This is a genomic window from Streptomyces sp. L-9-10 (assembly GCF_004151105.1).
GTDB lineage: Bacteria > Actinomycetota > Actinomycetes > Streptomycetales > Streptomycetaceae > Streptomyces.
Map to the genome: position 1 here is coordinate 232,266 of NZ_PHRF01000026.1, position 26,803 is coordinate 259,068.

The 26,803-nt window shown below is 72.0% G+C and carries 21 protein-coding genes; 5 read left to right on the forward strand and 16 right to left on the reverse strand.

Annotation, left to right across the window (positions count from 1 at the left end; all coding sequences use genetic code 11):
* Positions 1 to 15: 15 nt before the first annotated feature.
* The 9 genes from CU044_RS06280 to CU044_RS06320 all read right to left on the reverse strand — a co-directional run bounded on the left by CU044_RS06280 (position 16) and on the right by CU044_RS06320 (position 16,652).
* Positions 16 to 2,724: a hypothetical protein gene (locus CU044_RS06280; RefSeq protein WP_129767426.1), complete on the reverse strand. Its 2,709-nt coding sequence runs from the start codon at positions 2,722 to 2,724 to the stop codon at positions 16 to 18.
* Positions 2,721 to 6,509: a tubulin-like doman-containing protein gene (locus CU044_RS06285; RefSeq protein ID WP_129767427.1), complete on the reverse strand. Its 3,789-nt coding sequence runs from the start codon at positions 6,507 to 6,509 to the stop codon at positions 2,721 to 2,723. Before CU044_RS06285 ends, CU044_RS06280 begins: the two co-directional genes overlap by 4 nt.
* A 146-nt stretch (positions 6,510 to 6,655) precedes the next feature.
* Complete coding sequence (locus tag CU044_RS06290; protein WP_129767428.1) at positions 6,656 to 9,001, reverse strand: VWA domain-containing protein; 2,346 nt, start codon at positions 8,999 to 9,001, stop codon at positions 6,656 to 6,658.
* A gap of 134 nt (positions 9,002 to 9,135) precedes the next feature.
* Positions 9,136 to 9,687, reverse strand: coding sequence for a Pycsar system effector family protein (locus tag CU044_RS06295; protein ID WP_129767429.1), 552 nt, complete (start codon positions 9,685 to 9,687; stop codon positions 9,136 to 9,138).
* Positions 9,684 to 10,742: a hypothetical protein gene (locus CU044_RS06300; protein ID WP_129767430.1), complete on the reverse strand. Its 1,059-nt coding sequence runs from the start codon at positions 10,740 to 10,742 to the stop codon at positions 9,684 to 9,686. The genes CU044_RS06295 and CU044_RS06300 overlap by 4 nt, the downstream gene beginning before the upstream one ends.
* A complete protein-coding gene (locus CU044_RS06305) occupies positions 10,735 to 13,449 on the reverse strand; it encodes a hypothetical protein (protein WP_240045382.1) in 2,715 nt (904 codons plus the stop codon). The genes CU044_RS06300 and CU044_RS06305 overlap by 8 nt, the downstream gene beginning before the upstream one ends.
* 6 nt (positions 13,450 to 13,455) lie before the next feature.
* Positions 13,456 to 14,322, reverse strand: a complete 867-nt coding sequence (locus CU044_RS06310) for a hypothetical protein (protein ID WP_129767431.1) — start codon at positions 14,320 to 14,322, stop codon at positions 13,456 to 13,458.
* 110 nt (positions 14,323 to 14,432) lie between these two features.
* Complete coding sequence (locus CU044_RS06315) at positions 14,433 to 15,176, reverse strand: Crp/Fnr family transcriptional regulator (protein WP_129767486.1); 744 nt, start codon at positions 15,174 to 15,176, stop codon at positions 14,433 to 14,435.
* Positions 15,177 to 15,617: 441 nt separating this feature from the next.
* Positions 15,618 to 16,652 (reverse strand): LLM class flavin-dependent oxidoreductase, encoded by a 1,035-nt coding sequence (locus CU044_RS06320; RefSeq protein WP_129767432.1) that lies wholly within the window; start codon positions 16,650 to 16,652, stop codon positions 15,618 to 15,620.
* Between the two features lie 418 nt (positions 16,653 to 17,070).
* Here CU044_RS06320 and uppS point away from each other — a divergent pair, with 418 nt between their 5' ends.
* Positions 17,071 to 17,784 (forward strand): polyprenyl diphosphate synthase, encoded by a 714-nt coding sequence (gene uppS, locus CU044_RS06325; protein WP_275670177.1) that lies wholly within the window; start codon positions 17,071 to 17,073, stop codon positions 17,782 to 17,784.
* Positions 17,785 to 17,918: 134 nt separating this feature from the next.
* Positions 17,919 to 19,400, forward strand: a complete 1,482-nt coding sequence (locus CU044_RS06330) for an oxygenase MpaB family protein (RefSeq protein ID WP_240045394.1) — start codon at positions 17,919 to 17,921, stop codon at positions 19,398 to 19,400.
* A 58-nt stretch (positions 19,401 to 19,458) separates the two neighbouring features.
* Here the strand turns inward: CU044_RS06330 and CU044_RS06335 are convergent, their stop codons facing one another.
* Positions 19,459 to 20,160, reverse strand: a complete 702-nt coding sequence (locus CU044_RS06335) for a hypothetical protein (RefSeq protein WP_129767435.1) — start codon at positions 20,158 to 20,160, stop codon at positions 19,459 to 19,461.
* Between CU044_RS06335 and CU044_RS38410 the strand changes: the two genes are divergently transcribed.
* Positions 20,159 to 20,311, forward strand: coding sequence for a hypothetical protein (locus tag CU044_RS38410; protein WP_165371798.1), 153 nt, complete (start codon positions 20,159 to 20,161; stop codon positions 20,309 to 20,311). The two genes, CU044_RS06335 and CU044_RS38410, sit on opposite strands and share 2 nt — an antisense overlap.
* A gap of 111 nt (positions 20,312 to 20,422) precedes the next feature.
* Here CU044_RS38410 and CU044_RS06340 read toward each other — a convergent pair whose 3' ends face one another.
* On the reverse strand, positions 20,423 to 20,863 hold the full coding sequence (locus CU044_RS06340) for an NUDIX hydrolase (RefSeq protein WP_129767436.1): 441 nt from the start codon (positions 20,861 to 20,863) through the stop codon (positions 20,423 to 20,425).
* Between CU044_RS06340 and CU044_RS06345 the strand changes: the two genes are divergently transcribed.
* Positions 20,862 to 21,581: a transcriptional regulator gene (locus tag CU044_RS06345; protein WP_165371799.1), complete on the forward strand. Its 720-nt coding sequence runs from the start codon at positions 20,862 to 20,864 to the stop codon at positions 21,579 to 21,581. The two genes, CU044_RS06340 and CU044_RS06345, sit on opposite strands and share 2 nt — an antisense overlap.
* Positions 21,578 to 22,417 (forward strand): helix-turn-helix transcriptional regulator, encoded by an 840-nt coding sequence (locus CU044_RS06350; protein ID WP_240045383.1) that lies wholly within the window; start codon positions 21,578 to 21,580, stop codon positions 22,415 to 22,417. The genes CU044_RS06345 and CU044_RS06350 overlap by 4 nt, the downstream gene beginning before the upstream one ends.
* Positions 22,418 to 22,493: 76 nt before the next feature.
* Here the strand turns inward: CU044_RS06350 and CU044_RS06355 are convergent, their stop codons facing one another.
* From CU044_RS06355 to CU044_RS06375, 5 genes are all read right to left on the reverse strand, one after another.
* A complete protein-coding gene (locus CU044_RS06355) occupies positions 22,494 to 23,417 on the reverse strand; it encodes an SDR family NAD(P)-dependent oxidoreductase (protein WP_129767437.1) in 924 nt (307 codons plus the stop codon).
* An 82-nt stretch (positions 23,418 to 23,499) separates the two neighbouring features.
* Positions 23,500 to 24,450, reverse strand: a complete 951-nt coding sequence (locus CU044_RS06360; protein WP_129767438.1) for an SDR family NAD(P)-dependent oxidoreductase — start codon at positions 24,448 to 24,450, stop codon at positions 23,500 to 23,502.
* A 436-nt stretch (positions 24,451 to 24,886) separates the two neighbouring features.
* Positions 24,887 to 25,129, reverse strand: a complete 243-nt coding sequence (locus tag CU044_RS06365; RefSeq protein WP_240045384.1) for a hypothetical protein — start codon at positions 25,127 to 25,129, stop codon at positions 24,887 to 24,889.
* A gap of 65 nt (positions 25,130 to 25,194) precedes the next feature.
* Positions 25,195 to 26,358 carry a polymorphic toxin type 44 domain-containing protein gene (locus tag CU044_RS06370; protein ID WP_129767440.1) on the reverse strand — a complete coding sequence of 388 codons (1,164 nt, stop codon included), beginning with the start codon at positions 26,356 to 26,358 and terminating at the stop codon, positions 25,195 to 25,197.
* A gap of 13 nt (positions 26,359 to 26,371) precedes the next feature.
* Complete coding sequence (locus CU044_RS06375; RefSeq protein ID WP_129767441.1) at positions 26,372 to 26,755, reverse strand: hypothetical protein; 384 nt, start codon at positions 26,753 to 26,755, stop codon at positions 26,372 to 26,374.
* Positions 26,756 to 26,803 lie beyond the last annotated feature (48 nt).

The window sequence follows — 26,803 nt, forward strand, 5'->3', positions numbered from 1 at the left end:
TTCTGGTCACTCTGGTCACCAGCGCTCGCCGTCCTCTCGTCCGTACGCGTCTCCTCGTTCGTACGCGTCCACCCGGTCGGACTCGTATGCGTCCACCCGGTCGGACCCGTACGCCTCCCCCCGGTCGGACCGGGGGCTCTGGCGCGAGCGGACCGTGTCCACCACCCCCATCCGCAGCGGGGTGAGCCGGATCAGACCGGCGTACCGCCCCGACGAGGTCCACAGCGCTTCCTCCGGCTGGCCGGAACCGCTGGTGTGCCAGGCGTTCTCGACCTCGCCGCGCACGGCCTCCGGGGCGAATCTGATCCAGACCGCCGCCGCCGGGTCGCGGCTGAGCAGTGCTCCCTGCTCGGGCGAGGAGAGTTGCACCACGATCCGCCGGTCGGCCTCCGCGCCGACCAGCTCCGCGACCCGGTGCGGGTCGGTGCCCAGCAGGTTCGCCGACGTCGTGCGGGTGCGGTGCGCGGCGGCGAACGGGGGCGGGGCCAGCACACCGTTGCGCTGGAGGTGATGGCGCGCGGTCGACAGCAGCTCGCGGACCCGTGCCTCGGTGCGCCCCACGGCGAGCGTGCCGGCCTGGCCGCGTTCGACGGCGCCCCAGTAGGGCGCCATCGCGACCAGCGCCGCGTCCGTCAGATCGCCGGCCAGGGTGGCGACCAGCTCGGGACCGCCCTCGCCGCTCTCGCGGTCGAGCCAGCGCGGAACCCCGGCGGTGCGGTCCCCCCACGGGGTGGCGGACCGGGCGGCGCTCTCCGTCTTCGCCGGTTCGTCCCAGGAGGAGCCGTCCTCCCAGGCGTACGCGCTCGCCCAGTCGGTGTCCTCGTCGTCGGCCGTGCCGAAGGCATCCGTCTCCAGGCCCGAGGCGCTGGTCAGCCAGTCGTCCTCGGCGGCCGGTTCGGCGCCGCCCGTGTCCGCGACCGCGGGCCTGTCCGGCTCGGGCACCGCCTCGGCGTCCGCCGCGGCGGCCGTCGCCCGCAGCATGCCGGCGACGGACCTGGCCGCGTCGGCGCAGTACAGGCGTTCCTCGGCGGCCCAGTGTTCACGGACCGCCTCGGCCAGCAGGCCGTCGAGCCCGTCCAGGGCCCGGCGCAGTACGGCGGTCCCGTGGCCGGCGGCCCAGAAGTCGGCCGCCTCGCCCCACAGCCGGCGCGTCGTCTCCACCGCGGCACCGAGGCCCACCAGCAGTCCCGCGGTGCTCAGCCAGAGCGGGGGTTCCGCGACGTACGCCACCACCACCCCGGCCACCGCGCCGACGACCGCCGCGGCCCGGGGGCCCACGGTCCAGTGGCCCGGCCGCCCCGCGCCCCGCAGCCGGGCCGCGCCGAGCACCGCCACGGCGATGAACACCAGCGGTACGACGACCGCCAGCGCCGCCAACGGTCCCTGCCACAGGGCCCCGAGCAGCCCCGCGGCGGCGGCCACCGGAACGACCACCGGGCCCGGTACCGCGACGCCGCCCGTCGGCATGCGCGGGGCCACCGCGTCCGCGGAGTGGCCGGCGAGCCTCGGCAGCAGCGCGGAACCGGGCACCGGCTCCACCCGCCCCGCCAGCCCGGTGAAGCGCTGGGCCACCGCGCGCAGCGCCAGCCCCTGCCCGAGCAGCTTCCCGGCGAACTCCCGCAGGCCCTCGCCGATCCGCTCGCCCACACCCTCGGCCGAGGGCACCCGGAGACCGAGGGCCGCGAGCCGGGCCGCCGCCTCGGCGGCGGACGACGTCGCTCCGGAGCCGCCACCGCGCAGGGCCGTGCCGACGAGATCCTGGTAACCGTCGAGCGCCCGGCGGGCCTGGTCGAGGTCCGCCTCGAACGCCTCCCTGCGGGCGCCGCTCAGCAGCCCGGGGAGTGAACGCAGCCCGGCCTGCGCGTCCTCGGCGTCGGCGAGGGCGTCCGCGCAGGCGCGGTACGCGTCGTCCGCGACCCCGCCCGCCACCCGGTGCCGCTGGTCGGGGCCGCCCCGGCCCGTCACCAGGCCCCGCAGCGGCTCCGGCAGATCGACGCCGGACCACGTGGTCACCGCGAGGTCCGGTACGCGTCCGCCGCCGCCCGTGAAGCTGTCGCCGCCCGTGAGGCCGTCCTGGCCCGCGAAGCCGTCACCGCCCGCGAAGCCGTCGCCGCCCGCGAGGCCGTCCTCGCCCGCGAAGCGGGTGAGCGCGTCGCGCCAGGCCCGGTCGCGCACCTCCGGTGGCAGATCCTGCTCCAGCAGCCGCACCCCGGGCGCGGCGACGGCGTCGGGCAGCGACCCGAGGTCGTCGAGCACCCGCAGGAAGACATCGGGTACCGACAGCAGATCCACCAGGACCGCCAGCGCGTCCGGGTCGTCGGGCGCCGGCTGTTCGAGCGCCGTACGGGCGGAGCGCAGATCGCCCGCCCACAGCAGGCCGATACCGGAGCCCCGCAGCAGCGCGGGGCGCAGCAGCCGCCGGTCCGGCTGGAACGCCTCGTTCTCACCGGCGTACGAACCGGGCGCGCTGCCCACCAGCAGGACGAGGATCCGGACCTCGCCCACGGCCCGGTAGGCGGTGATCAGTTCGTACTGCCGCTGATGGTCGGTCAGCCCGGCCGGGGTGTCGACCACCAGGAACAGCGGGTGGTCGGGCTCCGGCAGCCCGGCCAGGCCCAGCTGCCTGGCGACCTTGGCCCGCAGGACCGGGGGGCTGTCGAGTTCCGCCGCCCCGGCGCGCAGGTCGAGATGGACGACGGTGGCGATCTCCTCCTGCGTGATCATTCCGCGTCACCGTCCCAGGGGTTGCGGCGGGATCCGTCACGGTCGCGGTCGAGGCCGCCGTCGCGGTCTCTGTCGCGGGCATCGGGGTCCGCGCCGGAGTACGGGCGGCGGGGATCGACGGGATCGCCCGGGTCGCCGGGGTCGTCCCACGGCACGGAGGGCCGGTCCGCGCCGCCGGAACGGCCGTCGGCACCGTCCCCGGAGGCGCGCCGGGGACGATCGCGGTACGAGTCGCGACCTCCGTACGAGTCGCGATCGCCGTACCCGTCGCGGCCACCGCCCGGGTTGCCGCCGCCGCCCGGATCACGGCCGCCGCCCGGGTTGCGGTTGCCGTATCCGTCGCGGTCGCCACGCGGGTCGCGGTCGCGGTCGGGGTCGCCGTACGCCTCACGCTCGCCGTATCCGTCGCGGTCACCGTTCCGGTCGCGGTCGCGGTCGCCGTACGCCTCGCGCTCGCCGTGCCCGTCACCGCCGCCGTACCTGTCCCCGTCGCCGTATCCGTCGCGGTCGCCGTGTGTCTCACGGCCGCCGCCCGCCGGGTACGCGTCGGCCGAGGCGCGCGGCGCCGTGCCCCAGTCGTCGTCATCGGCCACCGCGCGCCGGGGTTCCGGAGGCTCCTTGCGGACGCGCGGCTTCGGCGTCCCGCCGCGTACGTGCTCCAGCAGCGTCCGCAGCGTCGGCTGGATGGCGCGCTGGTCCCCGAACTCCGTGTCCAGCGCGGCGGGCAGCGTCTCCGCCCAGAACTCCCACAGCGGCCGTACCCATCCCTCGACCCGCTCGCCGCCGCGCTCCCGGCGGTCCTCCAGCAGCTCCAGCTGGCGCGGGGCGATCTTCTCGACCAGTTCGACGAAGAGCGGATGCGGATCGGTGCCGCTCCTGGCGAGACCGACCGGCTGGGTCCCCATCAGTTCGCGGCAGTAGTCCTCGACGGTCCGCTCGTCGTCGAGCACGGTCCAGCGTTCGTACGAGCGCAGCAGCTCCGCCCAGCTCGACACACCGCCGGGGAAGTCGCCCAGCCGCAGCCGTACGCCGGGCACGTTCTCGCCCGTCTCGGGGAACAGCCGCAGCCGCACCCGGCCCGGCGAAGCGGAGTCGCCGTCGACCACGTCCACCTGGCCGTTCCACATGCAGCACAGCAGCCGGTGCAGGATGGTGCGGCGGTCGTCCTCGCTGCTCACCATCCAGCTGTCCCGGAAGCCGAGCCGCTGCCGCCACCGCAGCACGTCCTGGGCCTGCTCGGAATCCTTCGCCCTGGCCCACTGCCTGAGCACCTTGCGGGCCTCCGGCACCTGCGTGAGGCTCATCTCGCTGCGGAAGAGGACCACGGTGATCGAGTCGCTCTCCACGCCCCGGTACTCCACGGAGTTCTTGGCGTCGGAGGGCAGCCGCAGCGCCTTGCCGAGGTACTCCTGCACCTCCTCCACGGCCTGCACGCGCGGGTACGTGACGAGGGCCCGGAGCGGTCCTGTGCCCTCCGGGGTGAAGCCGACCGGCAGCAGCCCGGTCAGTTTGCGGCCGAACAGTTCCAGCGCCTCCTTGCTGACCTGGTCCGTGGCGTCCGTGTCGCCCGCGGCGGCGGCCAGCAGGGTGCTCATGGGCGGCAGCAGCGGGCGTTCCTCCAGCTGTTCGCCGCTCTCCGCGAACAGCCGGGTGATCCGGCCCTCCAGCTGCGCCTTGACGACCGCCACCGCGCTGTCCGGGCTGCGGCGGCTGAGCGAGTGGACCCGGCGCCAGGTGTCCCCGTCGATCATCTTCAGCAGGAGCGTGGCCTCGTCGTCGTTCTCGCGCAGCCCCTCCCTGCGGATCATCCGGGTGACCAGGTCCTCGTAGAAGTGGTTGAGGGTGCGCTGCGGCGGCAGCAGATACGAGATGCCGGTGCGGTCCTCGTACAGTTCGAGGCCCTTCTGCGCGGACACCTTGCGTTCCCGGTCGGAGTGTTTGCGGAAGGAATTCACCAGCCGCCCGAGGTCGGTGCCCGCCACCTCCGCCTGGGACTGCCAGCGCTGCTGCTGCTCCCGCCACGCCTCGTGCCACACGGTCCTGCTGCGCCACTGGTACCAGGTGTCCTGGTCCCGGAGGGCCGCCTGTACGTCGTCGTCGCCCCAGCGTGCCGGGGACATTCCGGCGAGACGGCCCTTGATCCGCGGGCTCTTGGGCGGCTGTTCCGTCACCCCCGGCGGGCGCTGGGGGGCGGTGGCGCGGCTGTTGAGCATGCCCAGGAAGCCGAGCCGGGCGATCGGTTCCTCGCTGTCCGGGACGCCCCTGACGACGCGTTCGGCCAGGAAGGGGTCCACGCTCTGGAGGAGCTTGTCGATGGCGGGGCGCGGGGCGAACCGGTCGGCCATCGTCGCGGCCTGGCGGTCGGCGATGGACTGGAGATCGGACAGCAGCCGCTGCATGTCCGCGATCCGCTCGCCCAGCGCCTGCTCGATGGCCCTGCTGCCGCGCGGCAGCGGATCGGGCTCCGGCACGGTCAACTGCTTGCGCTCCCACAGCTCTTCGAGGTACGCGTCGGTGAAGAGCTGACGGATCATCGGGACCGCCGTCTCGCGCAGCGCGGTGCGTGGCCGCTCCACGAGATCGGTGACCGCCTCCCGCAGCAGCCGGCCGGCCACCAGGTCGGCCAGCTGGTCCATGGGCGCGGTCATGGAGGCCACCAGACTGGTGGAGACGCCCTGTCTGCCGATGCCGGTGGGGGACAGGGCGCTGCGGTGCACGCCCCGGTTGATGAAGCTCGCGGCGAACGTCTGGAAGTCGTCGTCGGCGGCCGTCGACCGTCCCCGGGAGCGGCCGTCGCCCAGCTCGGTGCCGATCAGCGACATCACGAGCGAGACGATGGAGCGGCGCAGATCGTCCTGGCGGATGCCCGCGGTCGGGCTGAACAGGAAGGCCGTGGGCAGAATGCCGGTCCGCAGCCGGATCGGCTGCATGCCCGGGTAGTGGATGCCGAGCCCGGACTCATGGTCCAGGTCGCCGATCTCCGATCCCTCCGTCGGCGCGTTCTGTCCGTCCACCAGCCGGAACAGATCGACCAGGGCGCGGGCCGCGTTGAGTTCCGCTTCCCGGCCGCCGCCCGCGGACGAGGAGAACGAGGACGGCATCACGACCAGCGGGTAGATCTTGACCCCGTCGAAGCGGCGCAGCTGGAACGCGTAGTTGATCAGGTGCAGATAGTCCAGGAAGATCCCGGCGCCGGTGCCGCCGGCCACCGAGAAGGCGACGAACACATCGCAGCCGGTGACCTTTCCGCCGCCCAGCTCGCTCAGCTCGCCGGCCGACCTGGCGATCGCGTCGATGGCCTGGAGCAGGGGTTCGAGGACCGGGGTGAGGCTGTGCCTGAGCGTGGCGAACAGCGCCGCGCGCCCGACGGTGGGCAGCTGGCCCGCGCCGTTGTGCAGCGGGGTGACCTTCGGCTCGTCGATGCGCGGCGGCAGCCAGTCGGCGACCTCGTCGCGCAGGCTCGCCCGCAGCATCTTGGTCACCTCCGGTGAACTGTCGAAGTTCGGCAGCAGGTTGTGGGTGGCCCGGGAGGTACGGGCGTACGCGGCCCGCAGCGACGGGTCCACGTTGAACTGCGGCAGCCGCTGGAGGTCGGACTCGCTGTAGTCCGCGTACACGAACTGGAGGCAGTCGGGCAGCTGGTAGGGGGCGTGGCCGCTCAGATGGCTGAGCGCGACACCGTCGGGACCGCACAGTTCGGCGCGCAGCTTGCGTTCCAGCTCGGCGCCGACCAGGCCACCGGTGCCGCCCAGGCCGACGAAGAGCATCGGCTGGAAGATTTTCATGAGGTTTCCTCCCGCTCACGGCCGTACCTGCGGCCGGTTCGTCCTCGGTGCGTCTGTGGATTCATGCCTGTGGATTCACGCCTGTGGATTCGCGTGTGGGGACTTCCGGCGCGTCGCGGCGCTCCGGCCGCGACGCGCTGTCCGTGTCACAGGTACGAGTCGTAGGTGCTCGAACTCCCGCCCTCACCGGTCGCGGGGGTGGTGGTGGGCGTGGTGCCGGGCGTGGTGGTCCGCGACCGCGAGGGCCGTGTCCAACGGGTGGTGCGGGTACGGGTCGTGCGGGTACGGGTCTCCTCGCCGAGCGCGAGGCTCAGCGAGTCCGTCAGCGGGACCTGCCCGTTGGCGGGCAGCCGGGTCCGCCTGCCGCCGCGCTCGCGCAGCACCGCGCCGCCTTCCGGGCTGCGCTGGACGGCGTACGGGCCGTGGTTGCGCCGCTCGATGCGCGGGCTGCGGTGGGGTTCGACGACGGCGAACTCGTACCACTGCTTGTGCCCGTGCCCGGCCGGGTGCTCGCCGAGGATGTCGCCCGTCTCGGAGAGCAGGCGCAGCACCAGGCCGAACGGGTCCCTGCGGGTGCGGCGCTGGCGCAGCCAGGCGAGGACCGCGAGGACGGCCAGGACGATCACGACGGCGGCGGACAGGAACGCCCACCAGTACTTCTCCCAGATCCCGGGCTCCGGTGTCACCTGTACCGAGAGCGGGGAGCGCACCAGCGTCCGGTCGTCGTCGGTGGTGTCGACGACCGTGACGGTGCCGCCGAGCCGCAGTCCGCCGTCGCCGAGGCGGTCGCCGAAGACGTCTTCGGGGGCGACCTCGACCGTCACCTTCCGGGTCCCCGACTCGCCGGGCTTCACCTCGATCTCCGCCGGGGTGACCGAGAGCAGCCCGTCCTGGATGTCGGCGACGGACAGCCGCAGGGTGTGCGGGGTGTCGCTGGTGTTGTGGACGGCCAGGGTGCCGGTGACCGAGGAGCCGGGATGGGTGTCCGCGTCGGGCAGGGTGAGCGCGGTGGTGACGGGCAGCACGCCGGGCGCGACCTGGCCGGTCTCGCTGCGGGTGTCGGCGCTCAGTCCCGACGCCGTCAGGGTGCCGCTCACCTTCAGCGCGCCGTCGGCGCTCTTCGGGATCTTCACGGAACCGGTGAAGGAGCCGTCGCTGCCGTCCGGGTCGGTCCCCTTCCCGTCGTCGGTGAGGTCCAGCGCTACCGGGGCGAAGCCGTCGCCGGTCAGCTCACCGCTGACCCGCAGCCCCGCGTAGTCGTCCGGGTCCTTGATCTCGTACCCCTCGCGGGTCTGCAACCGCATGGTCACCGTGGTCTTCTCGCCCGCCCGCGGCGACGGCGGGTCCATGGTGATGGAGCCGCGCAGCTCGCCCTGCCACAGCACGCTGACGCCGACGGGCAGGGAGCGGTGCCCCTCGGGTGCCTCGGCCTTCACCTTCCAGATGCCGGGGACGGGGTCGACGATCTTCAGCGCCTCGACGGTGCCGCCCGCGCCCGCCAGTTCGAACCGCGACGCGCGGTACGACCCGGAGGTGGGCACCTCGTGGCCGCTCGGGTCGAGGTAGGTGACCGTCACCTCGGGGTCGCCCTTGTCGACCACGATGCTGCCCACCGTCGCCAGCGGCGAGATACCGATCTCCAGGGTGGCGGGCGGCCGGTTGCTGGGGCCCCGCTCGTAGCGCAGGCAGTGGGCGGCGGCGAAGATCTTCTCCAGCATCGGGCCGACGTCCTTCGCCCCGGACACCTTGCTCGCCTTCGGACGGGCGGAGGGCAGCTCGACGCAGCCCTTCTGGAAGCCGCCCGCGGCGATCCGGTCGAGCTGCTTCCTGTCCGGGGCGGGACCGAACCCGAGCGGCCAGATCTGGACCTGCTGCTCGGCCGCGTTCTTCAGCTCCAGCTCCAGCTGGCGTTCGCCCTCGGCCTCGCGGTGCGCGGGATCGCCGTACTTGGGGCTGCCACTGACGTCCATCTTCCCGTCGGTGAGCAGGAACAGCACGCGCGGCACCGACGGGTCGGTGCCGGTGCTGAGGTCGTGCACGCCCTGCCGTATCGCGCTCGGGAAGTCGGTGCCGGTGCCCTCGCTCTTCTTGCGGCTGCGCAGCTTGTCCACGCACGCGCCGACCGACTCGCGCCCCGGCTTGTCCAGCGTGGTGCGCGGGCAGACCGGGTCCACCGCGCGCTGGCCGTCGGACTCGGCGGCGGCGAAACCGAAGACCGTGACGTTCGAGGACGAGGAGACGTCACCCAGCGCGATCCGGGCGGCGGCGGCCTTCTCGGCCTTCATGTCCTCGGGCGCGAGACTGGCGGACTCGTCCACGGCGACCGCGTAGTTGACGGAGGTGAAGGCCGGTTCCGACGCCGCCGCCGGTACCGGCCGGGGACCGGCGGGCGCCAGCAGGGACACGAGCACCGCGGCGCCGCCCAGCGCGGAGACCGCGCCGCGGCGCGCCCAGCCCTTTCTTGTCCGCTCTCTTCCCCTGAGTGTTCCCACGGCCGTCCCCTTATTTCGTCTCTGCGTGGTCTGCGCGGTGCGCGTGGCGTGCGCGGTGGCGCGGTGGTGCGTCGTGTGCGCGGTGGCGCGGTGTGCCTGTGGTGGCCTGGCGCGCGGTGGCCCGCCGGCGCGGGTCAACGCGCGGTCAGGCTCCAGATCAGTGCGAGCGCCGCCGCGGGGGCCAGCGTGCTCACTCCCCAGCGGATGGCCCGGTACTTGGCGGACAGGATCGAGCTGACGTCCACGGCCTGTATGAGCAGCCATCCGGCGAGGTCCCGCCCGGCCTCGCCGACCTCGGCGGACAGCCGCGCGAAGTCGTGCGGGGCCAGCAGATCGCCGAAGTACGTCACCCCGTCCTGGCCGCGTATCGTGCCCGTACGCGGCATGAGCGCCCGGACCAGCGCGGTCACCGCGATCGCCCAGAGCACGCCCGCGACGACCAGCGTGGCGTCGGCCACCCCGTGCCAGTCGGGCGCGCCGTGCCTGCTGATCAGGAACGCGGGCAGCGCCAGCGCCCCGGACAGCAGGACACCGGCCTTCGAGTCGGCCCGGCCGAGGTCCTCCCTGACCGTGCTCAGCAGGCGTTCGGCGATACGTTCCCCCGCCCGGTCGTGCCCGTGCAGACCCCCGTCCGGCACGGGCCCGACCGGGTCGGGGGACGTACGCGCGCCGCCGTCGGCGGTCATCGCTCCTCCTCCGCCCAGGACCATCCGTCGTCCCGGCCGCGGCTCCGGCGGCGCGGCGGTACGGCGTCCCCGTCCTCCGGCGGGCCGGCCCGGTGCCCGGCCCGCGAGGGCGGTTCGTCCACCCAGTCCGGGGTGAACCGGTCGCCCGGCGGCGGATCGAGCCGCGGGGTGTCGCGGCGGGCCGGCAGGGAGCCGATGGGCCCCTGGACGCCCCGGCGGCCCCGGTTGAGCAGCTCCAGCGCCTGCGTCTCCACGTCGTTGGACTGGATCTGGCCGCTGGCGACCATGTCGAAGAGCCGGTCGACGCGGTCCTTCTCGTCCTGCCTGCCCTCCTGGCGGATCTTCTCCAGGAAGTCCTTGGCCGCCTGCGGGTCGGCCGCCAGCATGTAGCTGAGCTGGTCCAGCTCCCCGCCCTGCAACATGGCCCGGAACCTGGTCTGGTGCACCCGCGTCACCTCGGCCGAGGCATGCGCGTCCCGGATGTCGTCCATGTGGTCGATCGTCTTGTCGTCCACCCGCAGCCGTACGTACAGCCGTACCCGCAGGCCGAATTCGGCGCCCAGGTCGGCCCAGCGCCCGCCGGCGCAGTGCCGGGTGATGGCGCGGTCGGCCTGTTCCGCCTGGCTCACCGGGAACTCCGAGGAGACCTCGCGCAGCCGCTCCAGCGTCGGGGCGGTGAGCCGCTGCGCGACATCGGTCACCACCTGGGTGGCGACCAGATGGGGATCGGTCACCGTCCAGTGGATGTCCACCTCGGCCTTGAAGAAGGTGGTGCCGCCCGCGGCCGGCAGCTCCATCTGGAGCGTCGTCACGAACGTGCCGAGCGCGATCTCGCAGATGGTGTAGGGGCGGGCCAACGCCCGCTTGTCGTAGTGCTGGACGCCGGAGACGGTGGCCACGCTGTAGCCGCCGTTCCGGTAGAACAGCACCGAGGCGGTACGGGCGCTCGTCTGCCGGAACATTCCCGTCGGCGCGTAGTCCCGCAGGAACGGGCCCGCGGGGCCCGAGCCGTCGGGCCCGCTCCGGTCCACCGCCACGTCCTCGTCCTCAGCCATGCCTCTCCTCCTCGCCCGTCCGGTCCGGCGACGGGACGGCGAGCCACCAGAGGGAGCGCGCCTGCGCGTCGGGGAGCGGATTCTCCGGATCGTTCATCATGCGGCGCAGCAGCCAGTCCAGCCGCCGCCGGTCGTGCTCCTCGGCCGCCAGCGCGGGCAGCAGCGCCGCCAGCCCCGGCCGGGTCCACTCGGTGCCGTCCTTGCGCACGGCCGTACGCATCAGGGCCTCCAGCGCGTCCATCGCCACGTCCTTCGACCGCGGGGTGTTCAGCGCCGTCCACAGCAAGTCGGCCATCGGGAGGACGAGTTCGGGACGGGTGGCGGCGAGGGCGAGCGGGAGCGGCCAGTCGCCGCGGTCACCCAGCGGGGAGCCGGGCTCGGCGGCCGGTACCTCGTCCACCCCGGTCAACGCCATACGGACGGTGGTCACCAGACCGAGGTCCTGGTACGCCTCGCGCTGGTGGTGGGTCCAGTCCGCCATCCGCCGCAGCACCTTCGCGACGTCCGGGAGCGCCAGCAGCCGTACGACGTTGAACGAGGCCGCCGCCAGCTGGTCCCCGTCGTCACGGACCCCGATCCGGGCCAGCGCGTCCAGCGCGTCGTCGGTCGTGGCCGCGGCGTTCCCGTATCCGAGCGCCATCGCCGCCGTCCAGCGCAGCGACTTCGTCCCGAACCTGCTCCAGTCGCCGACCAGTTTGCGCACCGCTTCACGGTGCGAGGCATGGCCGGCCGCCTGGTCCATCGTGGTGGCCGCGAAGATCCTCCGGCGGGGCGTGGCCGCCTCGGCGAGCGGCCGGATCAGCTCCGCGTAACTGTGGTCGAAGTCCCGGACGGACAGCTCCCCGGCGGCCACCGCGGCGCGCATCCACACATGGGGGCGCGGGTCGTCCGACAGCAGCCGCAGCCAGCGCACGAGCGGCGCCCGTACGGGGAAGTGCCGGTCCCAGATCTCGGCGAGCACCGCGGCGGGCAGCGCCGAGCCCCGGTACCAGATCAGCCGCGCGTCCACCTCGGCACCGGCCACCTCGACCCGGCCGTCGAGCAGTTCGGCGCGCGAGAGCGCCAGATCGGATTCCGGGTCGTCGCAGAACAGCGGGCGGGCCGGGGTGGTGTCCGGATCGCTCTGTACGGACAGCTCCCAGGTGAGCAGATGGGCGGCTGCGGCAACGGTGCTGTGCGGGGTCCCGCCGAGTACGGCGAGCGCGATACGGAACGCCACCGGGTGGAACAGCGCCGCCGTACCCGACCGCCCCGCGCCCCCGTCCGCGGCGGCGGCCGGGAGCGCGGCCAGGGCCCGGTCCACCCCGGCGAACCACTCCTGGGCCTGGCCGGCGGCGAGACTCCGGCAGCCGGACAGCAACTCGTCGTAGGAGAGGTCCCCCAGCAGATGCCCGGCCAGCAGCGACGCCTGCAACCCGGCCTCGGCGGGGCGCAGATCCTTCAGCCCGACCGCGTCGCGGACCTCCGCGCGCTGTGCCAGCTCCTCGGCGGCGGCCAGCAGGTCGTCCATGTCCGGGCCGGCGGCGGGGGCGCCGTCGGGGGCGGCGGCGGTGTGGTCCGCCAGTCCTTCCCGGCGCTCGGCGAGTCCGTCCCGGCGTTCCGCCAGCTCCTCCCGGCGCTCCTCCAGCTTCTCCCGCAGCCGGGTGGTGAGGAGTTCCTGGGTGGGCGCGGGCGGGCAGATCATCCCGTACCGCCCGGTGAGCAGCGGGTTCGCCGCCGACCCGAGTGTCACGACGATCACCGCGAAGGCCCCGCACCCGTCCAGGGCCGCGGCCAGCCCGTCCAGGTCCATCGCGTCCGGTGGCAGCGAACCGGGCCTGGTGAGGGCCAGTTCCAGCAGATACCCGGTGCCGCGCCGGTCCTCCGCGCCGTCGCCGCTCAGCAGACCGGCCAGCCCCCGCACGCCACCGTCCGGATCGACCCGCGACACCCGGGGTCCCGCGCCGGGCTCCGCGCCCGCGCCGGATGTGACCTCGTCGAGGAGGGAGAGCGCGGTGCTCGTACGTCCGGTGCCGGGCGCGGCGCCGAGCACGAGTAATCGGCGGGCCACCAGCGCGCTGCGCAGCCGCACGTACCCCTGCGGTTCCACATGGACCCTGCGCAGCCCGCGCAGTTCGTCCTCGGGTACGGGTCCGCTGCGCATCCCCGCAGCGGACGGGCGGGAGTCCAGCCGCAGATGGATATCGCCGATATGGGCGCTCTGGATGAAGGAACGGTCGAAACTGTTCAGGTCCCGGCCGGTGTCGAACAGCATCCGGGTGGAGTGGCGGGCCCGCGAGGCGGCGGCCAGATCGGTGGGTCCGTCGTCGCCCTGCTCCTCGGCGAGCGGGTCGCGGGTGTGCTCCTTGAAGCGCCCGGTGACGCGTTCCCGTTCCCGTTCCCGTTCTTCCTTCTCCCGCTCCTCCTTTTCCCGTTCTTCCCTGTCCTGCTCGCTCTGCTCTTCCTTCTCCTTCTCCGCGGCGTCGCTGCCGCCGGAGTCGCGGTCGCTGTCGGCGCGGCCCTCTTCCGCGCGGGGCCTGTTGTCCCTGGCCCTGGCCCGCTCGTCCCCGGCCCTGTTGTCCTGTGCCCTGTCGTCCTTGGCCCGGTCCGCCCTGCCTCTGTCCGCCCTGGCCCTGTCCGGCTTGGCCCGGTCCGCCTTGGCCCTGGGCTGGTCGGCGGGCTGGGGGTTGCGTTCCGGGGATCCGGCCGCCTGCTGTTCGTCGGACATGTCGGGTCAGTCCTTCCGCGGCCGGGGCGAGTCGGTGATCCGCCCGATGTGCACGGGCTGCTGGTAGACGTTGTCGGAGTGCTGGGACATGTCGCCGTGGACGGTGTAGTGGGCACGGGGGGTACGGGGCCGGTCGTCGGCGTCGGCGTCGGCGTCGGCGTCGGTGGCGGTGGCGTCGTCGTCAACGCGCGTATCCGCGACGGGCGGTGCGTCCGCGACGGGCGGTGCGTCCGCGACGAGTGGTGCGTCCGCGGCGGGCGGTGGATCACCGGCCGGCATCACCGGAGCGGGCCGCCCGGGAAGGTGGAACCAGGCGTTGACATCGCCCTCCTTGATCTTCAGCCGGGCCAGGGCGTAGTGCGCGGGCTCGATGAACTTGCCGCCGCTGCTGACCACGTCCTCGTACAGCGCGTCCGAGACCACCAGCACGAGATCGGCCCGCTCGGCGTCCAGCAGCCGCCGGGCCACGGAGGAGTCGGCCAGCCGGCAGGCGAGATCGACCGCGCGCCCGCTGATGCCCCGGTCGTCGTGGCGTACCGGGCCGACATGCATGCCCACCCGCAGCCCCAGCGGTACGCGCAGGGCGCGGTTCTCGTCCCGCAGCTTCTCGTGCACCTCCACCAGCCACAGCCCGAGCAGCCGGGTCACCGCGATCCGGCCGGCCACCGACAGCAGCACCCCGTCGCCGCGGTCTTCCATATGAACGGCGTCCCGCCCCACCTTGGCGTGGGTGAAGGCCGTCTCCAGGACCCGGTAGATCCGTGCGCGCATCCGTGGCTTGTCCACGTCGTCGTACTCACCGGAGCGCCGCGCGTCGACGCTGATCACCAACTCGTAGCGCGCCTCGGCGACATCCATCGCGTCGTCGTCCACCCCGTGCCCCCTGTTCTGTCCGCCTGCCGTCCCCCATCAGCCTCGCGGCCGGGACGAAAGGCGTCTGTAGCCGTTTACACACGCCGGCCCGGTTCTCCGCTCCGTTTCCGTTATTCCTGATGGCCGTCCGCGAGGAGGGCGAGCAGAGCGGGGTCGAGGATCTCCACTCTTCGGTTGCCCGTGCGCACGATCTGCTGGCTGCGCAGCAGCCGCAGGGCCTTGGCGACGGCTTCCCGGGTGGCGCCGACGGTGGCGGCCAGTTCGTCCTGGGCCAGATGCACGACGGTGCCCGCGGGCGACATCCCCGTGGCGGGCGACGTCCCCGTGGCGGGGGGCGCTACGGGGACCGCTGCGTACGGGCCGGAAGGTTCGGCCCGCGACAGCTCGGTGAGCCGGCTGGCCAGACGCTGGAGGACCGTGAGGGACGCGAGCGCCGACCGCTCCTGGTCGGCGCTGCGGAGCCGGAACGTGAGCTGGCGTATCACCAGACCGCTGACCCGCGGATGCAGCGCGAGAAAGCGGCGGAACGCGTCCCCGGAGATGACCTGGGCCTCGACGGGCCCCAGCGCGCGCACGGTGGCGCTACGGGGATGGCTGTCCAGCGCGGCCATCTCGCCGAGCAGCTCACCGGGGCCGCGCAGCCCCAGGATCAGCCGGGTGGCTCCCCGGTCCGTGGCCACGGAAACGGTCACCCACCCCTGAAGTATGATCATGATGTGAGTGGAGCGGTCGCCCTCCGTCAGGAGATGGGCGTCGGCCGCGAAGCGCTTCCGGTTCCCGAGAGCCATCACGCTCTCGTTCTCCCGGTCGGTCAGCGCACGCGCGAACGCCAACTCATCGCCGAGCAGCCCCATTGCCACTCCCCCCACGGCAGTCAGGACGCTGATTTTCGTTGGCGTTGATGGTCGCAGAGTGACGTTCTGGTTGGAGCAGAACGCGCCACCTTGCCCATACTGGCCGGTAATTGCCGAACTGCCAGCTAGACCGCACGGGCGCCGCGCGCCCCGGTCATCCCGTCATCCCCGGAACCCCCGTGCGGCCCCTACCCCCTCCGCCCGCCCCGTCTCCCGGCCCCGCCGACGACTCGGAGGTCAGGTCCCTCCACACGGGCCAACCGGGCGCTTCGACGGGGCAAACGGGCAGGAAACCCGGACTTGGCGGAAACTCGGGTTTCCGGCGCCGACACGGCGATTCGGCGCCGGTGAAGGGGGGAGCCCCCCCCATGCCCCAGTCGGGCGGGGAGTTGAGCCTCGGACGCCTCGGACGCCTCGGACGCCTCAGACGACTCGGACGCCTCAGGCGGGCCGGGCCCACGGGGACGGCTGCCAGCCCAGAGCCGGGCCGAGCTTGGTGGCCATGTCGGTGAGGATCTGTACGTAGTCCTCGTGGTCGAAGGTGAACGGGAGCGCGAACGCGACCTCGTCGACCTCCTGGAACGCGGCGTGGGCATAGAGCTGTTCAGCCAGCTCGGCGGAGCTTCCGACGAGATCCGGCGCGAACATCAGCCGGGCCGGCCCCTGTGGCGTGGCGGTACGCGGCAGCCGCTGCCTGGCGTACTCCTCGTACTTCGCGCGCTGCTCCGGCGAGGCGCTGTCGGTGGGGATGACGACGAGCCCCTGGGACACGCGGGCGCGATCGCCGTCCGGGTGATGGGCGCGGAAGGCGCGGACGTGCGACAGCTGGGTCGCGGCGAAGTCCTCGGACTCCTCCGCCTTCACGACGCTGCTGGTCAGGAAGTTCATACCCTGCTCGCCCGCCCAGCGCGCGGATCGCAGACCGGCGCCGCCGTACCACATACGGCTCGCCAGGCCGGCGGCGTGCGGCTGGACGCGGTCGGAGAACGCCTCGATGCCCTCCGTACCCCTGAACTCGCTGGCCGGCTCCCCACGCACGAACGCCAGCAGCCGCCGCACGCGCTCGTAACCGAAGTCCTCGGCGTCGGCGGTGTCGGGATAGAGCGCTTGCTTCACCCGCTCGTACCGCATGGGCGGACCGACACTGACCCCCGGATTGAGGCGGCCTCCGGACAGGATGTCGACGGTCGCCAGATCCTCGGCAAGTCGCAGCGGATTCTCCCAGCCCAGCGGGATGACGGCGGTGCCCAGCTGGATACGGCTGGTGCGCTGGGAGGCCGCCGCCAGCACGGCGACGGGGGAGGAGATGCCGTACTGCAGATGCCGGTGCCGCAGCCACGCGCTGTCGAACCCCAGCCGCTCACCCAGCTCGATGACGGCGAGCGTCGACTCGTGGCCCCGCCCCGGATCGGCCTCGTCGAACAGCCCGATGGTCAGAAACCCCATACTCCGCAACGGCTCGGACGTCGTCGGCACGGAATCCCCCTCGTCCACGGCACGGCGCGCTCCGCCGTACACCAGCGTCCCTCCGATTGTCGCAGGCGCGCCCTGCCACGTCCGGGGCGTCCCGGTCACAGCGGGCAGCTCCAGGGTCGCGACGGCCGGAGCGGTCCCGCCGTGAGGCGGTCGCACAATCGGACGTGCGTACTGCGGGTGAATCTGCGGAGAGTGCGATACGGCCGTGCCGAGGTACCGGCACTCTGCTGAGGGTCCATTTCAGCGGCGCTCGCGGCGGGGAGTGAGTCTCGCGGCGAGGAGTGAGTGGTGACGGTTCGGGGGAGCACAGGTGACGGCTGAGGGAGACCGCGGCACTTCCGCCCCTTCGACGGCTCCTGCCCCTTCGACGGCTCCCGCGCCCGCGCGTCGCCCGGCCGGTGAGAGCCGTCAGCGGGGCGTGCCGCGCCATGTCGCCTGCGTGATGGACGGGAACGGCCGGTGGGCGGCACAGCGCGCCTTGCCGCGTACGTCGGGCCACCGCGCCGCGGAGACGGCGGTGATCGACGTCATCGAGGCGGCGCGCACAGCGGGGGTGGAGTGGCTGAGCCTGTACGCGTTCTCCACCGAGAACTGGCGGCGCCCGAGCGGCGAGATCGACTTCCTCATGCGACTGGTGCGTCGCGTGGTGCGCAAACACGCCGCGCTGCTCCACGCGCGCGGCATCCGCTGCCGGTTCCTCGGGGTGGCGGACCCGCGGATTCCCGCACCGCTGGCCCGGGACTTCGCCGACCTGATGACGCTGACCGGCGCCAACCGGGGCATGACGCTGACCGTCGCGTTCGACCACGGCGGACGCAGGGACATCGTCGAGGCGGCACGATCCCTCATCCGCAGCGGGGTGTCCGCCGATGCCGTCGACGAGCGGCACTTCGCGGCCCATCTGCCCTTCCCCGACACCCCCGATGTCGACCTCGTCATCCGGACCTCCGGTGAACAGCGCATCTCCAACTTCATGCTCTGGCAGGTGGCCTACGCCGAGTGGATCTTCCCGCCGGTGCTCTGGCCCGACTTCCACGCGCCGCACTTCCTGGAGTGCCTGCACACCTACCGGCAACGCGACCGCCGCTTCGGCGGCGTGATTCCGCGAGCGAACGGAGAACCCCACCCGTGACGGACACCGGCGGCAGCCGCCCCCAGCACCCCCGTTCCGAGGCCGCCGGTCACGACGGTGACCCCGCGCGGCCGGCCCAGGCCCCGGCTCCGGCTCCGGCTCCTGAGACACAGCCCGGAGCACAGCCCGGAGCGCTGTTCGGCCCCGACTCGCAGTTCCACCGGTTCTTCAACGATCCGCGCTGGGCACTGGCCGTACTCAGAGCCACGGTCCTGGAGGCCGCTCACCCGCAGATCGGCGCGGCCCTGATCGACAACTCGACGTTCGTGGCGCACCCGTGGCGACGGCTGCGCAACACCCTCGTGAGCCTGCATCGCATGTTCGGCGCCGATGACGAGACCCGGCACAGGGAGGCGGCGCGGCTCAACCGCCTGCACGCGCGGCTGAGCGGTACGGACGCACAGAACCGGCCGTACGACGCGATGGACCCCCAGGTCCGCGCGTGGGTGGTCGCGACGCTGTTCGAGAGCTCCGTCACCATGTGCCGACTGAGCGGGCAGCCGCTCGACCGGATCACCATGGAGCGGCTCTATGCCGAATTCCAGGCGTTCCTCGCGGTCCTGGGGGATCAGGCCGGCCATCTGCCGCCCACGTTGAAGGAGTTCTGGCCGTACTACGACCACATGGTCCAGGAGGAGCTGGAGGACACGGAGGCCCTGCGCATCATCCTCTACAAGCTCTTCGACCATCTCCCGGCGCCGCCTCTGCTGGACGGCCTGCCCACCGTATGGGCGGCGGGTCGCGCGCTCGCCGGACCGGTCCTCGGCACGATCACCGTGGCGTCCCTCCCCGAGCCCTTCCGCCGCCGGGCCGGTCTGCCCGAAACGCCCGGAGCCCAGGCACTGATGCAGAGCGTCTACACGGCCGCCGGCCTGGCACGCTTCCTGCCCGACAACTGGATTCAGGCCGAGAACGTCACCAGCCTGCTCTTCCTGTCCCCGGACAGCGACAACCCCCACGCCGCGGCGCTCACCGCACTGCGCGACCGGATGAAGAGGGCCGGTGCCCTGTTCCGGCTGGTCACGCCCTTTCCCGCGCAGCCGGGGCCGACCGAGGGCGCCGGACCACAGCGGGACGCGGAAGAGTTCTTCACGGCGGTACTGGACCAGACCGGGGACGGCTATCTGGACTGGCCCGATCTCGCCGCCATGGCACGGGAGTTGTCCTCCCGCCTCGACCTGGACGAACCGGCGGAGACCAGGCTCTACCACGCGTACGCCGAGTGGTGGAAGGAACTCCAGGCGGCTCTGGACGCGGACGGCGACGGCCGTATCAGCAAGGAGGAGTATGCCGCCGGTGTCCCCTCCCTGGCGGGGCCCGCGCTGATCAGGGTCGCCGAGGTGCTCTTCAGCGCCACCGACGCGGACGGCGACGGGTCCATCGACGCGGACGAGTACCGGTCCCTGTTCCGGACCGCGTTCCGGCGCACCGTGGCCGGCAGCGGCAGCGGCAGCGGCAGCGGCAGCGGCAGCGGCACTGGCGCGGGCGCCGAGGCTGAGGCCGGCACCGGTCAGGGTGCGCGGTACTCCCGCAGCGCGTTCGTGAAGGACTTCCTCTCCTTCATGTCGGGTCGTTCGCGCTCGACCGCTTTCGACCCGCTGCTGGCCGAAGCGTAGGCAGGGCGCCCCTCCCGGACTCGACAGGGAGCGCCCCGCCGCCTACGAGGCCGCGAGGCTACGCGGCGGATCCGGCCTGACGACGACGCACGACGAACACGGCCCCGGCCCCCATGGCCACCGCGGCTCCACCCCCGGCGGCGGGTTCGCTGCCGGGGGCGAGGATCCTGAAGTCGAACTGGCTGATGTCGTCGAAGCCACACTGTCCGTCTTCGCCGTACGAGTGGCCGGTGGTGAAGAAGTAGCCGGTTCCCGCCGTGGCCTGCCCGCTGACCTTGAGGCGCATCTCTGCATCGGCGTACTCGCCCGGTGCGAGGGTCCCGACGGTGGCGAACTCCTCGTTGTCCAGAACGTCGGAGCCCTCGCCCTCGATGGCCTTCCACTGTCCGGTGGCCGAGTCGAACCACTCGACCGTGACGCCGAGTTGGGCGACATCGTCGATCTCCGGGTCGCCGGTGCCGAGGTAGAGGGAGACGTCGGTCTCCATCACCTTGATCGTGGACACGTTGGTCACGCGGTAGGCGAATTCGTGCCAGCCGGACCCGGCGACGATCGTGCCCGGGAGTCCGCGCAGCGACGTCTTGCCGCGCTCCTCGTCCGGGATGCCGGAGCAGAACGTCGGGCGCGTATACGTCGGAGACGGCTCGGCGCTCGGCCTCGCCGACTCCGAGGTCGCGTACGCGGCCGGGGCCACGAACAGGGCTACGGGGCTGAGGACGGCCGTGACGGCCGCGGTTGCCAGAACACGGTGGAGCTTCATGAAACCCTCCCAGTGGAGCCCGATGGAGCCCGGCCGTACGGCAGCCGCCCGGCGGGACGAGGGCGAGCGTGACGCGGCCGTGCGTGCGTACACCGGTGTGATCGGCCGGGCCGTCAGAAGGTTGCGCGACAGCCGGGCGTCGCCCTTGTGATCCCCCTCACGACCCTCACGGCTCCCCGCCCCGGGACCCTTCTGTCAAGGAGGGCGCGATCAGCGGCGACGAGCATCGCACCTCTTCGACGAGGCGAACGGCGTCCCCTGGCTATGCGGCTGTTTCCGGCGTCGTTCCATGTTCGAGGTAGGCGGTCACGCCGTTGGCGCGGGCCTCGATGCCGGCGGTGATACGGCGTACGAGGCGGGGGATGGTGAGCTCCGGCAACTCTCCGATGTCGTGGAAGGCGTAGCCGCGGAGCTCGTCGGCCTGTAGCGCGATGCGCTGACACTCGTCCGCGGTGAGACGGCCCCCGTCGAAGAGATGGAGGACCTTGTCGCCCTCTCCCGGGTTCGGCGCCCAGTCCACGACAAGCAGGCGGCCGATGGCGGGCCTGATGCCCAGCTCCTCGTGGACCTCGCGCACGCAGGCATGCAAGGGCGACTCCCCCTGCTCGACGTATCCACCAGGGATGTCGCGGTAGTCCTTGTACGAGGGTTCGACGAGCAGAACTCGGTCGGCGTCATCGAAGAAGAGGGCGCCGGCGGCCATGCGCGGCCGGGCCGATGCCCGCGTACACCTGCACGCGCTCGCCCGGGGCCGCCCCGCACACCCGGCGCCGTACGCCCCGGAGACCGTCCCCGAGCCCGTACGCCGACTCGTGCTCAGCCGCACCGACACCCCCGCCTTCGTCCAGGGCCGCTACCACGACGTCCTTGTCGCCAATCCCCTGGCCACCGCGCTCTCGCCCAGCTACCGCACCGGCGTCAACCTGCTGCGCGCCACCTTCCTCAGCGACCGCGTCCGCCGGCTCTACGACGACTGGGACCGCGTCAGCGCCTCCGTCGTCGCTTCCCTGCGCGCCCAGGCGGGACCCGCGCCCACCGATCCGCGCTTCGCCGGGCTCATCGCCGAACTCCGCTCGGGCAGCGAGGAGTTCAGGCTGCTGTGGGACCGGCACGACGTGCGCCCGCGCACCGCGGGCGGCACCCGCCTGATCCACCCCACGCTCGGTGTTCTCGACCTCTCGTACGAGAAGCTGACCCTTCTGCCCGACAAGGGGCAGGTCCTCGTGGTCTACCACGCCGCGCCCGGCAGCCGGGAGGCCGCACTGCTCGCCTCGCTCGACGTCACCGCCCCACCCTCCGATGCCACCGCGCCACGCTCCGACGTCACCGCGCGACGCTCCGATGCCACCGGCCCTCCCTCCGAGGGGACCTCCCCACCCTCCGAGGGGACCTCCCCGCGCTCCGAGGAGACCTTCTCGTGACCGCCCCGTCGCCCTCGCTCGGCGCCTTCCTGCGCACCCGCCGCGACGCACTCGACCCCGATCGCGCCGGAGTACCGGCGGGCGCCGGCCGCCGCCGCGTGCCGGGCCTGCGCCGCGAGGAACTGGCCGGCCTCGCCGGGATCAGCGCCGACTACTACACCCGCCTCGAACAGGGCCGAGACCGCAATCCCTCACCCGAGATCCTCGACGCGCTCGCCCGTGCCCTGAGCCTCGACCCCGCTGCCACCCGCCACCTGCACCGCCTCGCCGGGCAGCTGCCCGCCGACGACCCGGCCGGCCCCGGCGACGCGGCCGGCCGGCTGCCCGCAGGGCTGCGACAACTGCTCACCGTGTGGCGCGACGTTCCGGTGGTCGTGCAGAACGCCTACCTCGACGTGCTCGCCGCCACCCCGCCGGCCACCGCTCTCGCCCCCTTCTACCGCCCCGGTGTCAACCTGCTGCGCGCCGCCTTCCACGGTGACAGCGTCCGCCGCCGCTACCGCAACGCCCCCGAACTCCTCGCCCGCGCCGTCGCCTCACTGCGCGCCTTCGCCGACGAGGCTCCGGACGATCCGCGCCTGCGGGCCCTGCGCGACGAACTCATTGCGGCCTCACCGCAGTTCCGCGCGCTCTGGAAGCGGTACGAGGTGAGCCCACCGCCCGGCGGCACCATGGAGATCGACCACCCGTCCGTCGGCTCCCTGATTCTGGAGTACCGGCGCTTCGCCGTTCCGGGCCTGCCCGGCACCCTGCTCGTCGTCCACACCGCGGACCCGGGCACCCCGTCCGCCGCCGCGCTGGACCGCCTGGTGCGAGAGGCGACGGCGAAGCCCTGAGGCCCGTCAGCTCCTGACGGGCGCCGCCTGGTCCCCGAGGCCGATGAAGCCGACGAGGCGGGCACGTCCCCGGCGCTCAGCGGGCGATCAGCTCCTCGGCCGTACGCCACAGCCGCGCCGCGTTCTCCGGGTCGAGGGCGTACGGGGCGACGCCGCCCGACCCGAGAGCCCTGCTGCTCTCGGCCACCGGCGACTGCGCGCAGTCCTCGAAGTACCGGCCGCCGACGCCCTCCAGCAGGGGCGACGCGGCGAGCAGGACGCTGGTCGCCGCGCCCTGGGGGACGGTCTTGCGCAGGTGCTCGGGGGTGCGCAGGCCACCGGTGTGCTGCTGGAGATTGGTGGCGATGGCGCCCGGGTTGAGGGCGTTGGCGCGGACGCCCTCACCGGACCAGCGCCGGTCCGCGCCGACGGCGAGCAGGATGTCGGCGGTCTTCGACTGCCCGTACGCCGACCAGGGCTCGTACGGCCGGAAGCGGAAGTCGACGTCGTCGAAGACCACCGGCGACATGAGGTGCGCGAGGGAGCTGACGGACACGATGCGCGCACCCCCGGCGGCGGCGAGCGCCGGGTACAGCCCCTGGGTGAGTGCGAAGTGACCTACGTAGTTCGTGCCGAACCGGAGCTCGCGGCCCTCGGGAGTGCGCCTCAGCTCGGGGAGCGCCATGATTCCCGCGTTGTTGACGAGGATGTGCAGCGGGCCCGTCCAGGCGTCGGTGAAGGCGCGGACGGAGCGCAGGTCGGCGAGATCCAGGGCACGGGCACTGACCTGCGGATTGCCCGTCGTACGCGTGATCTCGGCGGCTGCCTCGGAGGCGGCCGCGGGCCGGCGGGCCGCGAGGACGACCTCGGCGCCCGCGGCGGCGAGCGCGCGGGCGGTCTCGGTGCCGAGGCCGGAGGCGGCTCCCGTGACGACGGCCCGCCTGCCGGTCAGCGCGACGCCCTTGAGGACGTCCTCGGTGGTGGAGGAGAAGCCGAAGGGGGTCTGAAGGGGCTGGTTCATGGAAGTGCCGTTCATGGAAGTGCCGTTCGTGGGAGTGCCCCTTGTCTCGTCAGGGGTACGGAAGCGGGAACAAGGGCGGGCCTCAGGCGCCGACCGCCTTCGCCGACAGGTCCCACAGCCGCGCCGCGTTCTCCGGATCGAGGGCGTACGGCGCGACGCCGACCGGCTCCGCCACCTGCCCGACGAGCACGGGGTCGATGACGGGCGCCTCGTTGGAGTTCTGGAAATACCGGCCGCTGACGCCGTCGAGCAGCGGGGACGCGGCGACCAGGACCGCGGTGGCGGCGCCTTGGTCCGCACTGCGCCACGGGTAGTTGTCGTATACGGCGCGGGCCTCGTCCGACATGTCCTCGCCGAAGGCGTGCTTCTGGAGAGGGGACTTGATCCCGCCGGGCATGAGCGAGTTGGCGGTGATCCCGTCCGCCGCCCAGCGCGTGGCGACCTCGGCCGCGAAGAGGACGACGGCCGACTTCGACTGGCCGTAGCCGAGGAAGGGTTCGTACGGCCGCTCACGGAAGTTGATGTCGTCGAACTCGACAGGGGAGAAGAGATGACCGGTCGAACTGACGGCCGCGATCCGGCCGCCCTCGGCGGCAAGCGCGTCGTGCAGCCCGGTGGCGAGAGCGAAGTGGCCGAGGTGGTTGGTGGCGAACTGGCGCTCCCAGCCGTAGGAGGTGAGGTCCAGCTCGGGGAGCGCCATGATTCCCGCGTTGTTGACCAGCATGTGCAGCGGGCCCTCCCAGGCGCGGACGAGGCCGCGCACCGAAGCGGGATCACTGAGGTCGAGCGTGACCGCGCTCACGGCCTCGTTACCGGTGTCCGCCGTGATCTCGGCAGCCGCCTCACGTGCCCGGCCCAGGCTCCGGGCGGCGATCACGACCCGGGCCCCGGCCCGTGCGAGGGCCCGGACGGTCGCGGTCCCGACCCCGGAGGAACCGCCGGTCACCAGCGCGGTACGACCATGCAGATCAACTCCCGCGAGCACCTCGTCAGCAGTGGACTCACGGTCGAAGGGGGTGGTGAGAAGAGCCATGGAACATCCCTGAAGTCGTGGTCTGGAACGTGCTCTTCCACCCTCCGCCGGTCCCACGCCCGGGGCCAGTACTCCCCCGAGAGGGACAGCGCCGGGGCCACCCGGGAATAAAACACGTCCCGCGCCCAACGCCCTCGTCGCCCTGCGCCTGTTCTCGGATTCGTATTGCCTGGTGAGAGCAATGGCGGAGGATACGAGATTCGAACTAAAATGCAATTCCCCTTGAGCCATACGGCCACCGGCGCGAGGAATCGTCAAGGCTTTTGGATCGAGCCGGGTTGGTGTTGATCCTTATGTTGCAGCCGGCGGCTCGCTCATGGTGAGTGCAGCGGTGCGGCTTCCGGTGCCCTCGGTGACCTTGGTGCGGGGCCGGACTGTGGCAAAGGTCGGTTCGATCGGGTTTGCCGTGCTGATCAGCTCTCGCACACCCAGAGAGTCAGCAACGGTAGCCGTTCGGAACGTGTAGAAGGGCGACGAAGATCCAGACCATGACCGCGGCACCGACCGTGCCACCAAGGAGGGCAACCGCGAGGTTCCAACGTCCTACGCAGCCGATGAGCACACCCCACCACGCCGCCGAGATGATCGCGAGCAGAGTCCCGTAGAAGATCAGTGCGAGGCCGTTGGCCGCGCCGTTCACTCCGACGTCACATGCCCGCCAGGCGGCTGCGAGAAGCACAGCCCCGAGAACACCCGTGGCCAGGCCGCCCACGGGGGCCGCCACGCAGCCCCACTGCCCGCGCGTCACTTCTGAGTCCTGATCTGCGGGATGTCCTCGCCGTTGCGCTTCGCTTGCTCCATCTGGTCCATCGCGTCGTTGATTCCTTGCCGGAGCTGATCCTCGGTCAGGTCATCACCGTACTTTTCGTAGAGGTCGATCCCCACCCGCATCGTGATCTGATCGCCTTGGTCGTCGTCTCCCGTGAGCACAGTTTCTCCTAGGGAGGCGCCCTTGATCAGAGTGTCCGTGTCGAAGCCGGCGGCGCGGCCGACGTATCCGTAGTGAACGTTGGAGTAGATGTCGTAGAAGACTTCGCGGTTCTTTCCGGGCTGCTTGAAGTAGTAGTCGTCGAGGGCTTGGAGGTCGTAGCGTTGCTGGAGCTGGGGCTTGTGGTCCCAGTCCTGCCCCGGGGCCACCTTTGTGCCCCACATCACCAGAGCCGTGTTGATGTCGGATCCATAGTTCCGCCCGAACTCATACCATTTAGGCTCATCGAGCAGGGCCTTGATGTTGCCGACGGTGTCCGACTTCGCGTTTCGCTTCATCTCCTCGAAGATCCACTTTTCGGCGTCGGTGAACTTCTGCTCGCTACGCGCCTGTCCTGTCGGGGGGATGACCGGGGTGGCGGTGGCGTTGAAGCCTCCGATGGTGCCGTCGAGCAGATCGCCGTCCACGACCACGCTTTCGAGCGCCTCCTTGACGGCCTTGTCGAACTCGTCCACGGCGCGCACCGCGGCAGCGATGTGCGAACTCCAATACTCCTCCGCATCCTTCAGGCCCGGGTCGTGTCGCAGGACTCGTTCCTGAGCAGGATCCTGGAGCCGCGTGAAGTCGAAGGCTGCGCGCCCTGACGCCGAGACTGCCATGCCTGCCGTCACCGCATCGTCCCGGGCCGATTCGACCTTTTTCTTCAGGTCCGCGAAACCGGCGTGCGCCTCTATCAGAATCTTGGCAATCGACTTGGCCTCGGTTTGCGCGGACTTGTACTCGCGTCGGGTCGTCGCGAACTTCGTGCGCGCCGCTTCCACGCTGAGACCGAGCCAGTTCTGTCCCAGCGTGATTTTCTGGACCGTTTCCCCGTAACGTTTCTCGACCTTCGCGAGGTCGGCGGCCATGGTTTCCCATTTCTCGGCAGCCGTTGTCAGAACGCTGAGATCGGTCGTCATTATTTCCTGGTACGTCAGCACGGGCCGATCCCCCCTACAGCTCGTCAAGACCGGATCTGATACATCTGATTTCGTCGCCCCTGCTGACATCGTTCTGTAAGAAGATGCTGGAGGTGGCGCGTAGAGAAGTCTTTTCTTCGCTGAGTCGTCCCATCAAAACTTTCACCTGCTTGTCCCAGGTGCCCACCACTTTTTTCAGGCCGGCGGCAGTATCCCATCCGTCAAACATCCTGACCGCGGTGTTCGTGCTCTCCTTCGCCCCACCCGAGACCCTCTTGGTGTCCGGCTCCAACTCAGTCTCGATGGCGTTCGCCGCCGCATTTTTCTCCATCGGTGACGAGCCGAATACTCCCCCGCCATCCGGAGGAGTCAACAGGCTGGGCGGTGTACCGTCCACGCTGCTCTCATCCCACGACACGATCAGCCCCCTCCTTGAATCCAGCTCAGAGCATAGGCAGAACAACCG